The sequence below is a fragment of the Arthrobacter sp. TJ-170 genome (genome assembly GCF_058269305.1).
This window is the reverse complement of the sequence record NZ_JBZCNL010000006.1, coordinates 104,316-117,660: the sequence shown is the minus strand read 5'-3', so window position 1 is coordinate 117,660 and position 13,345 is coordinate 104,316. Positions and strand designations below refer to the sequence as shown.

At 63.8% G+C, this 13,345-nt stretch carries 10 protein-coding genes; 6 read left to right on the top strand and 4 right to left on the bottom strand.

What is annotated here, in order from left to right:
* The first annotated feature begins 29 nt into the window (after positions 1 to 29).
* Positions 30 to 677: a pyridoxine/pyridoxamine 5'-phosphate oxidase gene (locus AC4D1W_RS12385; RefSeq protein ID WP_490898937.1), complete on the top strand. Its 648-nt coding sequence runs from the start codon at positions 30 to 32 to the stop codon at positions 675 to 677.
* Positions 678 to 746: 69 nt separating this feature from the next.
* On the opposite strand, the gene AC4D1W_RS12380 is transcribed toward AC4D1W_RS12385, so the two are convergent.
* Complete coding sequence (locus AC4D1W_RS12380; protein WP_490898936.1) at positions 747 to 1,580, bottom strand: aldo/keto reductase; 834 nt, start codon at positions 1,578 to 1,580, stop codon at positions 747 to 749.
* Between the two features lie 98 nt (positions 1,581 to 1,678).
* Between AC4D1W_RS12380 and AC4D1W_RS12375 the strand changes: the two genes are divergently transcribed.
* A complete protein-coding gene (locus AC4D1W_RS12375) occupies positions 1,679 to 2,797 on the top strand; it encodes a DNA polymerase IV (RefSeq protein WP_490898935.1) in 1,119 nt (372 codons plus the stop codon).
* Positions 2,798 to 2,911: 114 nt separating this feature from the next.
* Here the strand turns inward: AC4D1W_RS12375 and putP are convergent, their stop codons facing one another.
* The gene (putP, locus tag AC4D1W_RS12370) at positions 2,912 to 4,411 is read right to left on the bottom strand and encodes a sodium/proline symporter PutP (protein WP_490898934.1); all 1,500 of its coding nucleotides are present in this window, start codon (positions 4,409 to 4,411) and stop codon (positions 2,912 to 2,914) included.
* 133 nt (positions 4,412 to 4,544) lie between these two features.
* On the opposite strand from putP, the gene AC4D1W_RS12365 reads away from it, so the two are divergent.
* Positions 4,545 to 5,093: an acyl-CoA thioesterase gene (locus AC4D1W_RS12365; RefSeq protein ID WP_490891936.1), complete on the top strand. Its 549-nt coding sequence runs from the start codon at positions 4,545 to 4,547 to the stop codon at positions 5,091 to 5,093.
* Between the two features lie 22 nt (positions 5,094 to 5,115).
* Here the strand turns inward: AC4D1W_RS12365 and AC4D1W_RS12360 are convergent, their stop codons facing one another.
* On the bottom strand, positions 5,116 to 5,274 hold the full coding sequence (locus AC4D1W_RS12360; protein ID WP_490891939.1) for a hypothetical protein: 159 nt from the start codon (positions 5,272 to 5,274) through the stop codon (positions 5,116 to 5,118).
* 78 nt (positions 5,275 to 5,352) lie between these two features.
* Positions 5,353 to 7,293, bottom strand: a complete 1,941-nt coding sequence (locus tag AC4D1W_RS12355; protein WP_490891940.1) for an acyl-CoA dehydrogenase family protein — start codon at positions 7,291 to 7,293, stop codon at positions 5,353 to 5,355.
* Positions 7,294 to 7,506: 213 nt separating this feature from the next.
* On the opposite strand from AC4D1W_RS12355, the gene AC4D1W_RS12350 reads away from it, so the two are divergent.
* The 3 genes from AC4D1W_RS12350 to AC4D1W_RS12340 all read left to right on the top strand — a co-directional run bounded on the left by AC4D1W_RS12350 (position 7,507) and on the right by AC4D1W_RS12340 (position 13,344).
* A complete protein-coding gene (locus AC4D1W_RS12350) occupies positions 7,507 to 9,630 on the top strand; it encodes an FG-GAP-like repeat-containing protein (protein WP_490891941.1) in 2,124 nt (707 codons plus the stop codon).
* Between the two features lie 101 nt (positions 9,631 to 9,731).
* Positions 9,732 to 11,804, top strand: a complete 2,073-nt coding sequence (gene malQ, locus AC4D1W_RS12345) for a 4-alpha-glucanotransferase (RefSeq protein WP_490898933.1) — start codon at positions 9,732 to 9,734, stop codon at positions 11,802 to 11,804.
* 151 nt (positions 11,805 to 11,955) lie between these two features.
* Complete coding sequence (locus tag AC4D1W_RS12340; RefSeq protein ID WP_490898932.1) at positions 11,956 to 13,344, top strand: OFA family MFS transporter; 1,389 nt, start codon at positions 11,956 to 11,958, stop codon at positions 13,342 to 13,344.
* Position 13,345 lies beyond the last annotated feature (1 nt).

The window sequence follows — 13,345 nt, the reverse complement described above, 5'->3', positions numbered from 1 at the left end:
GCCGCAGGGACGCGGCGTAGGCTGGCCGCATGAACACACCAGCCCAAAATCTGCTGCGCGGCTTGCCCGTGTTCCCCGAGGAGATGCGGCCGTTCGATCCGGCCTCCGCGCCCGAATCCCCGCTGGACCTGTTCACCCAGTGGCTCGGCGCAGCGATCGACGACGGCGTCCCCGCCCCTCACGCGGTCACCGTCTCGACAACCGACGACGACGGGCGCCCTGACGCACGCGTGGTCATCCTCAGAGACCTCGACGGCCGCGGATTTTCCTTCGCCACCAGCAGCGACAGCCCCAAAGGTCGGCAGCTTCAGGCAACGCCCTACGCCGCGCTGACCTTTTTCTGGCAAGCGGCTGGCAGGCAGGTGCGCGTCAGCGGCGCCGTGACGCCGGGAACGGCCGAAGAGAACGACGCCGACTTCCGCCGCCGCCATCCCGCTGCACGTGCGCTGGTGCTGGCCGGGCCGCAAAGCGATGTCATTGCCGAGGCAGAATCGGTGAGCGCCGCCGTCGAGCGTGAACTCGAGGGGATCGAGGACAGGGGATCGGCAACGTGGACGGTCTACACGGTGGCGCCGGAGCGCGTGGAGTTCTGGCAGGCCGACCCTGAGCGCCGCCATACCCGCCTGCGGTACGTGCGCAGTGGTGAGGGCTGGCGTCGCGAGGTCCTCTGGCCATAGCCCCCCGAAGTTTTGTCGCCTATCTGCCGTTGGAACGCGGCCAAAGGCGCAGATAGGCGACAAAAATTCCTAGTGGCCGAAGGAGTCCGAGTCCGTGATGTCGCCGTCTCCGGTGTCGAGCGCGGACAGCGACTCCACCTCATCCTGGGTGAGCTCGAAGCCGAACAGGTTGATGTTCTGCTTGATCCGCAATGGATTGGCCGACTTCGGAATTGCCACGAGTCCGAGCTGAAGGTGCCACCGCAGGACGATCTGCGCCGGCGTCATGCCGTACTTGTCGGCGAGACGGTCCACGGCCGGATCCTGCAGCAGGTCGCTGCCCTTTCCGAGAGGGCTCCATGACTCAGTGACGATCCCATGCCTGGCGTGGAATTCGCGCGTCTCAGCCCGCGTGTGGCGAGGGTCGAGCTGGATCTGGTTGACGTCCGGCACGAGTCCCTCGTCGAGGACGCGCTGCAGGTGGGCAGGCTTGAAGTTGGAGACGCCGATAGCCCGGATCAGGCCGTCCTCACGCAGCGCAGCGAGACCCTTCACGGCATCGACGTAGCGGTCCTGAGCCGGATTGGGCCAGTGCACCAGCAGGAGGTCGATGTAGTCGACGCGCAACCGGGTGGCGCTCTGTTCGAATGCCTTCCGGACGCCGTCGACGCTGTGCCACTGCTGGTTGAACTTGGTGGTGATGAATACCTGGTTCCGCTCAATCCCTGACCGCCGGATCCCTTCACCGACCCCAGCTTCATTGCCGTAGTTCTCTGCCGTGTCGAACAGGCGGTACCCCTCGGAAACGGCTTTCTCGACGGCGCCGGCTGCCTCGTCATCATCGAGCGGCCAGGTGCCCAGTCCGAGTACCGGAATGGACACACCGCTGAGAAGCTCGATGGTCGGTGCCGCTGCGTCAGTCATGTTCTCCTCGTATCGGTCGGTGGTGCGTGCGCTTCACCCCAGCTTTCTAGTTGGGACCGTGGTGCGTCAATCCGAGGTTCGACGAGCGTCTCGGCGAGATGGTGGTGCAGGAAGGAACGGGCAGGCAGACTGGAACCGTGAGTCAAGGCCACATCCCATGGGTGCTGCACGTTGATCTGGACCAGTTCATTGCTGCGGTCGAGGTGCTGCGCCGGCCCGAACTGGCAGGAAAGCCGGTGATAGTGGGTGGCCGCGGCGATCCTGCGGAGCGCGCGGTGGTATCGACTGCGTCCTACGAGGCCCGTGCATTCGGCGTCGGCTCCGGAATGCCTTTACGCACCGCCGCACGCAAGGTGCCGGACGCTGTGATCCTGCCCGTTGATTCCGAGGCGTACCTGGCCGTATCGGAGACGGTAATGGCCACCCTGCGCGCTCAACCGGCTGCCACCGTTCAGGTGCTGGGCTGGGATGAAGCCTTCGTGGGAGTCGAAACTGATGACCCGGAGGGATATGCCCGGCGAATGCAGGATGCGGTGCTTGAGAGCACGCAGTTGCACTGCAGCGTCGGTATCGGCGACACCCTTGTGCGGGCCAAGGTCGCCACGGGGTTCGCCAAACCGGCAGGACTTTTCCGCCTCACCGTGCATAACTGGCTGGACGTGATGGGGGACCGGCCCACCATCGACCTGTGGGGTGTCGGGCCCAAGGTTTCCCGCCGTCTGGCAGGGCTCGACATCACGACCGTCGCGCAGCTCGCCGCCTGTGATCCCCTCGATCTCGTCCCGGAGTTCGGGCCGAAGATGGGCCCGTGGTACGCACAACTTGGTCGCGGTGACGGCGAGCGGCTGGTCGATGACACTCCGTGGATTCCTCGCGGGCACAGCCGGGAGACGACCTACCAGCAGGATCTGGCGGATCCCACGCAGGTGGACAAAGCCGTACGGGTACTCGTGGCGCGGGTCCTTGAGGACGTTGTTGCTGAGGGTCGCCCCGTGATCGGTCTGACGCTCAAGGTGCGGTACGCACCGTTCTTCACCAAGACGTATGCGAAGCGCATTCCCGAAACGTTTGATCGCGACGTCGTGCTGGCCCGTGCCCTGGAGCTCGTCGGGAAGATCGAACCGGGGCGGCCCATCCGGCTTCTTGGTTTCCGGGCGGAAATGCCGATGCCGGAGGAAGCGCGGAAGGGGCATACGCCGACACGCAGCGGCTGGTGAGTGCACCGTCGTCGTTGCCGTCCTACCGTTGAACGTACAGCGGCTCCCCGGAAGCCGCAGCAACCGGGGAGCCGATGTAGACACGAAGGGGAAACCCCAATCAGGAAGTTCTGATTAGGAGACCGTGACCGGTTCCTTGCGCTCGGAGACGCCGCGAACGGCCTCGTCGAACTCGGCTTCGATCTCCGCGTTCGGCTTCCAGGTCAGCCGGCTGACGACGACGGCGACAACCAGGTTGGCGATGAATGCCGGCACGATCTCGTACATCGTGGACGAGAGCGGCGAATTGCCCCACGCGAAGACGATTGCGGCGCCGACGATCATCCCGGACAGCGCGCCGGGCATCGTCAGTTTCCGCCAGAACAGCGACAGCAGTACGGCAGGGCCGAAGGAGGCACCGAAGCCGGCCCACGCGAACGCGACCAGCGAGAGGATGGACTCGTTGCGGCCGGACGCGAGGACGATCGCAACGATCGCGACAACCAGCACGCCGAGTCGACCGAGGATCACGCCCTGCTTCGCGCTGAGGGTCTTCTTGGAGACCATGTTGTAGAGGTCCTCGACCAGCGCGGAGGAGCACACCACGAGCTGCGACGAGATGGTGCTCATGATTGCCGCGAGCACCGCCGCGAGGACGATCCCGGCAACGAACGGGTGGAAGAACGCCTGTGACAGCGAAAGGAAGACGGCCTCAGGATCAGCAAGCGTGAGCTGGGGGTTCTGCTGGAAGTAGGCGATGCCCACCAGTGCAGTAGCAACTGCACCGAGAACAGTGAGGATCATCCAGCTGATACCGATCCTGCGTCCGGCAACGGCGTCCTGCGGGCTGCGCAGCGCCATGAAACGGACAATGATGTGTGGCTGGCCGAAGTAGCCGAGGCCCCAGGCGGCAGCGGAGATGATGGCCAGAACAGAACCGCCGGCGACGAAGTTGAGCATGGACGGGTCCACTGCGTTGATCGACTCCGTCATTCCGGTGAAGCCGCCCACCTGGACGAACCCGATGATCGGCACGACGATCAGCGCGAGCAGCATGAGAAGTCCCTGGGCTACGTCGGTGAACGTTGCACCCATGAAGCCTCCGAACAGCGTGTAGGCGATCGTGACCACCGCGACGATGATCATGCCGAGGGTGTAGCTGGAGTTGAAGGACGACTCGAAGAAGACGCCGCCGGCAACCATGCCGGAGGAGACGTAGAACGTGAAGAACACCAGGATGAGGATGCCGGAGACGATACGGAGAAGCCTCGAACGGTCCTTCAGCCGGTTCTCAAGGAAGCTGGGCACGGTGATCGAGTTGTTCGATACCTCCGTGTAGCTGCGTAACCGCGGCGCAACGAACTTCCAGTTCAACCATGCGCCGATGGTCAGGCCGATGGCGATCCAGACCTCAATCAGGCCGGACAGGTAGATCGCGCCGGGGAGTCCGAGCAGCAGCCACCCCGACATGTCGGAGGCTCCAGCACTGAGCGCTGCAACGCCCGGCTTGAGCCCGCGGCCGGCGAGCATATAGTCATCGAGGTCGGACGTTTTCCGGTAGGCGTACCAGCCGATTCCCAGCATGGCGATCATGTAAAGCGCCATGGCAAGGTATTGCCAGGTCTGGTCAGTCATGGATTCCTTTCACAGTTTCCTTGGAGTTGGCTGAGTGCAGCCGTCCACTATTCCAAGAACCCACACCGCATGGCTAATAAGGTGAGTTGTCTCACGATCCATCCGGACGGTTACTCACCGGTAATATGGCAAAATGCACCTGTTTTTCCGGACACTCTGGATCCTGTTCGCTTCCCGGCGTCGACCGCCCGTCAGTATTTGGGATCCGGCGTCCTTGCCGCTGCGGGTTCGGCTCACCGACATTGACATCGCCATGCACGTCAACAACGGCATGTACCTCTCGCTGATGGACCTCGGCAGGTTCGATCTCATGATCCGGAGCGGTGTTTGGAAGATGATGCGCCGCAAAGGGTGGAGCCCTGTGGTCAATGCCGAAACCATCACGTTCCGGAAGTCCCTTCAGCTCGGCCAGCGCTACACCATTGAAACGCGGATTATGGGCTTCGATGAGCGCGCCATCTACTTCGAGCAGCGCATGGTGAACGACGACGAAATTTACGCACGCGCCTACATCGCCACCCGCCTGCTCAGCGTCCAGGGACCCGTTGCGAACGCTGAAATTTTCGGGGCGTTCGGGAACCCGCCGGAGGATATGGTTCTACCGGAATGGATTCATGAATGGCGCGCGAACACTGCCCTACCCAGCACCCGCCGCCCCGCTCCACACGAATGGTCAGCGTAGCGGGCGAGAGAAACCGCAGGTATCAGGCTCCGTTGAGAACGGCACTGACGACCACGAAGACCACCACCGCGAGAATCAGGACGGCGATGCCGCCCATCATGACGTAGCTGACTTTCTTTTGACCCTTTGGGGTGAGATCGCCGTCGTCGGTTGAGTGCTGCTTGTCGGGTGTCTCATTCATTGGGTGTCCTCACGGTCGGTCCTTGCTACTTTTCCATCGTAGGAAGTTGCGGATGAAATGGAAAGGAAGCTTATTATCTCAGCGATACCTTCGATGCAGGTCCGCCGGCTGTCCGTCGGAAGGCTCCTGTCCGGTCTCCCCGTCCGGTTCGGCGATCCACGGGCCGGTTCCCTCCGACGGGTCGAGGACGCCCTCCTCGAGCCACTCATGACGGCCGTCAAGGACACTGCGCGCAAGCCGGTAATCCGTGCTGTCGGTGTTCTTCCACAGCTCGGTGAAGAGCTGCTCGATCCGCAGCCGTGATTGTCGGCAGAAGGCATCCGCAAGATCGATTGCTTCCCGCCGTCCCTGGCCCTCAAGGTGTTTGGCGTGCGCGCAGGTTGCCGCCATCGCGAACAGTTCCGCTCCGATATCCACGATGCGCCCCAGGAACACCTGCCGGTGCTCGAGCTTGGCCTGCCACCGCGCCATCCCCATGAACGTATGTCGGGCAAGGCGCCGCGATGCCCGCTCAACGTAACGCACGTGCCCGGCGAGCCGCCCGAAATCGGTGTAGGAACGCGGTGAAAGACCCGGTCCTGCAAGCAGTTGCGGCAACCAGCCCGCATAGAAGCTGCTGGCACCGGCGGCCGCCTTCGCCTTCGCTAACAGGTCAGCGTCCGACGACGCGAGGTCACCTGCCGCGGCAAGGTGAGCGTCGACTGCCTCCCTGGCAATGAGCAGGTGCATGATCTCGGAAGAACCCTCGAAGATCCGGTTGATGCGCAGGTCGCGCAGTTGCTGTTCGACCGGAATGGCCCGTTCCCCGCGCGCTTTCAGGGAAGCAGCCGTCTCGTACCCCCTGCCACCACGGATCTGCATCAGTTCATCGGCGATGCGGTAGGCCATTTCGCTGGACCACAGCTTGGCAAGTGCCGCTTCGATTCGGACGTCCTTCTGCCCGGAATCAGCGAGGGCCGCCGAGAGCTCGAAGACGGACTCGAGAGCGAACGCGGTCGCAGCGATGAAGGAAATCTTCTGCGCGACCGCCTCATGCTTGCCGATCGGCCTGCCCCACTGCACCCGGGCATTCGACCATTCACGCGCAATCTTGAGTGACCATTTACCTGCGGCAGCGCAGTTCGCGGGGATTGAGAGCCGTCCGGTATTCAGGGTGGTCAGCGCGATCTTCAGCCCCTGCCCCTCCTTACCCAGACGATTCGCGATCGGGATCCTCACGTTCTCGAATCGGGTGACGCCGTTTTCAATGCCGCGCAGACCCATGAAGGCGTTGCGGTGCGTCACCGTAATACCCGGCGTATCCGCTTCCACCACGAAGGCGGAGATGCCGCCCGGGCCGCCGCTGTGTGCCGGTACCTTTGCCATCACCACCACCAGTTCGGCGATTACTCCGTTGGTGGTCCAGAGCTTGCTGCCGTTGAGTACATACGTGCCGTCGTCGTCATTGCGGGTGGCAGTCGCGCTCAACCGTGCGGGATCGGACCCGACATCGGGTTCGGTGAGCAGGAAAGCCGAGATCGCGCCGGAGGCGCAACGGGGGAGATACTCGCCTTTCTGCTCCGGCGTGCCGAACATGCGAACAGGCTCAGGTACGCCGATGGACTGGTGGGCGGAGACGAGGGCGCCGAGGCTGGGGTGGACGGAGGTGAGCAGCATCAGTGCCCGCCCGTAATAGGCCAGAGACAGTCCGAGTCCGCCGAAATCCTTCGGGATTTTGATACCGAAGACACCCAGGGAAGCCAGATCCTTTAGGTACTCATCGGGGATGCGTGCGTCCCGTTCGATCACCTGCCCGTCCATGTTCGAAAGAATTGCGGCCAGCCGGGAGAGGAACTCCTCGCCGTCGTCGTTCCCGGTGTAAGTCGAGGAGGGTCGGGGGTGAATCAGAGAGATGTCGCAGCGGCCCAGATAGAGACCCTTGGCAAAGCTGGGCCGCGTCCATTCCGTTTCCCTGGCGGACTCAGCCACCTTCCGGGATTCGCGCTCGTTGACGTTCTCCTGAAGTGTTTCGGCGCCCATGGCAGCCCCCTTCAACGGCAGGCTCCGCCAGCCGGAACCCGGCGATGGACTAATGCTACTCCTGAGTAGCAAAACTGCATCCTAGCGACACATTCCCGATCAAAGGAACGACCTCGATTCATTCCCAAGAATTGTCCAAGGAATGGGGCGCAAAGTGGGCGAACCGAGCCGGTAGTAAGCACGGTTTCGGTTCTGAAACGAGGGAGCTCTGAAATGTCCAACCATCCACACGCGGTTGATCCCCCGAAGGACCGCCGCACATTACGTCTCACATCATCAGCAACAATTTCAGCGATGCTCGTGGCGGTACTCGCCCCGCTTGCCGCTGCACCCGCGCAGGGCGCTACCGCCGCCACAGGCCCCGTCAGCACTCTCCATGGTTATCCCGAGTGGTATGACGATGGCACAGTCAAGCTCGCGCTGTGCTACGAGGCCGGACAGGGCTGCCTGTCCGAGCCGCCGAACCCGGAGGCGCCGGCCTCCTACCCAGACAACTTCCCGGACGAGTCCTTCTGGTTCCAGGCCGCTGCCGAGGTGGGCACTATTGGGTCTTACGAGGCCGCGCTGGAGGCAGCGCACGCGAACGAAGCCGTGATTCCGGGGGACCAGATTGGTTTCGGTCGACTTCGGTTCCGCTTCGAGGGCCTTACGCCGAACTCGGATTACACCATCGCCCATCCCTACGGGACGCATACATTCACCTCCGATGGCGAGGGCTTCATCAACCAGACCATCGACGACGGCTGCCTCGACACGCCCTGTGACTGGAATGAAGTCGGTGCGGCGTTCCTCGGGGACTACGCGGTGGGCACTACCGCGACCTTCCTGAAGCAGACCACTGCCCCGGCGGGCACTATCGGTGACATCAACACCGCCCGAACCGTGACTGGAGCACCTTCCGGTCTGAACGGAGTGACGGTGACTGACGCGAGCGGAGCTGTTCTTGCCTCGACAACGCTATTCACCGTTCAGGGCCTGATCGCCACGGTTGTTGACGGCTCCCCGTCCACCCCTAACCTGAACGATGCAAGTGACAGCGGCCGTTCAAACGCTGACAATATCACCAACGTAAACCTGCCGACCTTCACCGGGACGACGACGGCGGATGCGCCCGTTGACCTCCTGGTTGATGGTGTTGTGGCCGCTTCCGGCGTAGCAGGGGCTGATGGCAGCTTCTCGCTGACCCCGGCGACACCCCTTGCGGATGGGGCGCACGCCGTGCGGGCCCAGATCCCCGACCCGGCCACTGCCGGGGCATTCCTCACGTCGGCGGCGCTGAACATTCACGTGGACACAGTGGCCCCGGCCGCTTCCGTCGTGGCACCATTGCCGTCCAATCCCACAGCGGACGACACGCCGACGCTGCACTTCACGTCGGAAGCAAACGCCCGCTTCGAGTGCCAGTTGCTTCCCAGCAACTCGATATTCGCACCGTGCACCTCGCCCCACACCTACGACTCGCAGCTGAATGGCGACTATACGTTCAACGTCAGGGCCACCGACGTCGCCGGGAACACCGGAGCCAACGCCACTTACTCCTGGCGGATCGGTCCCGCAACACCACCGCCGCCGCCGACCGCTGAGCAGAAGGACATGAACGGCGACGGCAATCCTGACCTCGTGGCACGGGACTCCGGCGGACGGCTCTGGCTCTACCCGTCGACTTCATCCGGCGGTTTCGGAACTCGGGTCCAGATCGGCAGCGGTTGGGGTTCGATGAACGCCATCCTGCAGCCGGGTGACTTCAACGGCGACGGACACTCCGACATCATGGCCCGCGATACGTCCGGACGGCTCTGGCTCTACACCGGAACCGGCACCGGCAGAATCAACGGTGGCGCGCTGATCGGTTCGGGCTGGGGCGGCATGACTGCCCTCGTTACGCCGGGTGACTTCAACGGTGACCGAAAGGTTGATCTGCTCGCCCGTGACAGTGGCGGACGGCTGTACCTCTACCCGGGTAACGGCGCCGGCGGTTGGGGCACCCGCACCCAGCCCGGTTCCGGCTGGGGTGGGTTCACTGCCATCCTCAGCACCGGTGATTTCAGCGGCGACGGGCGCTCCGACGTCATCACACGCACCTCCGGCGGAGCCTTGTGGCTCTACCGGGGTAACGGCACCGGCGGCTTCGGCACAGCGAATCAGATCGGATCCGGCTGGAACGGCTTCACCCTGACCGGCCCGGGAGCTTGGGGCACCGCTGATGCACACAGCGACCTCGTAGCCCGCGACAGCGCCGGAGCCCTGTGGCTCTACCGCGGAAGCGGCACGGGAGGGTTCGTCGGATCCCGGACGCAGATCGGCGGGGGCTGGGGCGGGTTCACCATCGTCCAGTAACGCTTCGATTCCGCAGTGATAAGAGAAGATCCCCTCCCGCTCAGGCGGGAGGGGATCTTCTCCGTGAGGCACAAACCGGGGGGAGCCAATAGATTAGGAAGATGCCTGAGCTCACACCACTCCAGCAACTTGCCGAGCAGCACCGCGTCGGAATCACTTTCAAAGGCTGGGACGACACTCCACAGACGGTCAGCGATGCAACTCTCGTTGCGGTCCTTACCGCCCTGGGCGTTCCCTGCACAACGGACGACGACGTGGCGGCCTCCCTGAGCGCAGCGGAAGTAGCGCCGTGGCTGCGGACACTGCCCGCCGCCGTCGTCATTCGGGAGGGCGATGCAACCGAAGTGCCGGTGAACGTACCGTCGGGCAGCTCGCCGACCCTCCGCATTCTGCTCGAGGACGGGTCTGAACGGTCACTGACCGTAGACGCCGCGCGAAACCAGGAGATGGACGGCAAGAGCATCAGCCGGTTCACGGTGGAGATCCCGCTTGACCTCCCGTTGGGCTGGCACACGCTCGTCGCGGATGACGGCTCCACCGAGAGCAGCTGCGCGCTCGTCGCGACTCCGCGCAAGCTCAGCACCGCAGACGGTTTGACCCGGACCTGGGGGCTCATGGCACAGCTGTACTCCGTACGGTCACGATCGTCATGGGGCATCGGTGACCTCGATGACCTCGCACGCCTCGCTGAGGTGTCCGCCGCCAAGGACGCAGGCTTCGTACTGATCAACCCGCTGCACGCTGCCCAGCCGAAGCCGCCGGTGGAGGCATCTCCATATCTGCCGAGCACCCGCAGGTTTTTCAACCCGATCTACCTGCGTGTGGAAAACATCGCCGAGCTCGAGGCTCTCTCCGACCCGGACGCTGAGGTCATCCGGGATCTGGCGGGGAAGTTCGAGACGGCAAACCTGAATGCGGAGAGGATTGACCGGGATCCGAGCTACGCCGCCAAGCTGCAGGCTCTTGAGCTCGTCTTCGGCGTACAGCGCACACCTGAACGGGAAGACGCTTTCGGCAGGTTCCGCCGGGAAGCAGGGCCGGGGCTGGAAAACTTCGCGCTGTGGTCGGCGCTCGCCGAGAAGCTGCCCGAGGGAGCACCCGAGTGGAATGATCCCGAATTCCTCGAAGCGCAGCGGGTACAGCTCGCTGACCGTATCGAGTTGCACGCCTGGCTGCAGTGGCTCTGTGATGAGCAGCTGGAAGCAGCCCAGCGGGCCGCCACGGACGCCGGGATGAATCTCGGCATCATGCACGACCTCGCGGTAGGGGTTCACCCGGCTGGTGCGGATGCGTGGACGTTGCGCGACGTACTGGCCTCCGGGATCAGCGTCGGCGCGCCACCGGACATGTTCAACCAACAGGGCCAGGACTGGGCGCAGCCGCCGTGGCATCCGGAACGGCTCGCAGAATCCGGTTACGCCGCGTACCGCGACATGCTGCGCACCATCCTCCGACACGCCGGCGGCATCCGGATCGACCACATCCTCGGCCTCTTCAGGCTGTGGTGGATCCCGCAGGGGCAGATGCCCGGCGACGGCGCGTACGTGTACTACGACCACGAGGCGCTCATCGGCATCCTCGCGCTGGAGGCCGAGCGGGCCGGCGCCGTCGTCGTCGGTGAGGACCTCGGCGTCTTCGAGCCGGGCGTGCAGGAGTACCTGGCCGAGCGCGGCGTGCTCGGCACGTCCATCCTGTGGTTTGAGTACGACGACGAGGAGCCCCGCCCCGCGGAGCAGTACCGGACGGCGTGCCTCACCACGGTCACCACACACGACCTTCCGCCAACCGCGGGATACCTCGCCGGCAGGCACGTCGAACTGCGCGAGCAGCTCGGTCTGCTGGGCAGGCCCGTGAAGGAGGAGAAGGCTGCGGACCGGGAGGCCCAGGAGCAGGTGCTCTCGCTTGTCCGTTCAACGACCGGCATCGAGCCCTCCACGGCGCAGGAAACGGTCGAAGCAATGCACTCGTTCATCGCGAAGACTCCGTCGGTGCTGCTCGGAGTGGCGCTGACCGACGCCGTCGGTGAGGAGCGCACGCAGAACCAGCCCGGGACCACAGCCCAGCAGTATCCCAACTGGCAGGTCCCGCTGGCAGGGCCGGACGGCGTCGTGCTGGTTGAAGACCTGTCCGGGTTGCAGCGGTTCGATTCGCTGGTTCGCGCTCTGCGACGCTGATTCCGCGCTACCTTTCGTCGCGCCGGGATGACCGTTCACCGCACGGCAGTGTTGTGTGCCCCGGGCAACATGTGACCTAATGCACAATTGTCCCTGGTGGGGGCCGAGCGGACGTTGACGTCCACTAAATAGAGGGAAAGGCGTTCAGCTCATGAGTTGGCTCGACAGGGAACACACAATCGCTCCACCCGGATTCAACCGCTGGCTGATTCCGCCCGCAGCGCTCGCCGTGCATTTGTGCATCGGCCAGGCCTATGCCACCAGCGTCTACAAGACAGCGCTCGTCGAACACTTCGATGCAAGCCTGACCGAAATCGGCGTCATCTTCTCCATCGCCATCGTGATGCTCGGCCTGTCCGCGGCGCTGATGGGGACGTGGGTGGACAAGAACGGCCCGCGCAAGGCCATGTTCACCTCTGCCCTGTTCTGGGTCAGCGGCTTCCTGGTGGCAGCCCTCGGTATCTCCACCAACCAGCTCTGGTTGGTGTACCTCGGGTACGGAGTCATTGGCGGAATCGGCTTGGGGATCGGGTATATCTCACCCGTCTCGACTTTGATCAAGTGGTTCCCTGACAGGCCGGGGCTTGCCACCGGTATGGCGATCATGGGCTTCGGCGGCGGTGCGCTGATCGCCAGCCCGCTGTCCACCCAGTTGCTGAGGACGTATGACCCGAATTCGGGCGCTGAAGGCTGGGTGGCCAGTGGGGCCGCGGTCTCCATGCTCTTCGTGACCCTCGCGGTGATCTACCTGGTCTACATGGTCTTCGGGGCATTCACCATCAAGGTACCTGCCGCGGACTGGCGCCCGGACGGTTTCGATCCGAGCACCCTGAAATCCAAGCCGCTGGTCACCAGTGACAATGTCTCGGCCAAGAACGCGATCCGGACAAAGCAGTTCTGGCTGATCTGGATTGTGCTGTTCTGCAACGTCACCGCCGGGATCGGCATCCTTGAGCAGGCCGCCCCCATGATTCAGGACTTCTTCCGCCAGCCCGATGGCATCAGCGCTGTTTCGGTAGCGGTGGCGGGCGGCTTCGTAGGTCTGCTGTCGATCGGCAACATGGCCGGCCGTTTCGTATGGTCCAGCACGTCGGACATCATCGGACGCAAGCGTATCTACATGGTTTACCTCGGCGTCGGTGCCGTGCTGTACACGGTGCTGGCCCTCGCGGGTTCCTCCACCACAGCGCTTTACGTTCTGCTGGCATTCGTGATCATCTCCTTCTACGGCGGCGGCTTTGCAACTGTTCCCGCGTACCTTCGCGACCTCTTCGGTACGTACCAGGTCGGTGCCATCCACGGCCGCCTCCTGACCGCCTGGTCGGCTGCCGGTGTTGCAGGGCCACTGATCGTGAACGGGATCCTCGATGCAAGGGGTACGCCCGGGCAGCTTGTCGCATCCGATTATCAGCCGGCACTGCTGACCATGGTCGGCCTGCTGATCATTGGCTTCATAGCGAACCTGATGATCAAGCCCGTGGACTCCCGTTTCCATGAGCCGTCGAAGACCACCACCGAAGAACCTGCACTGGAGGCATGAA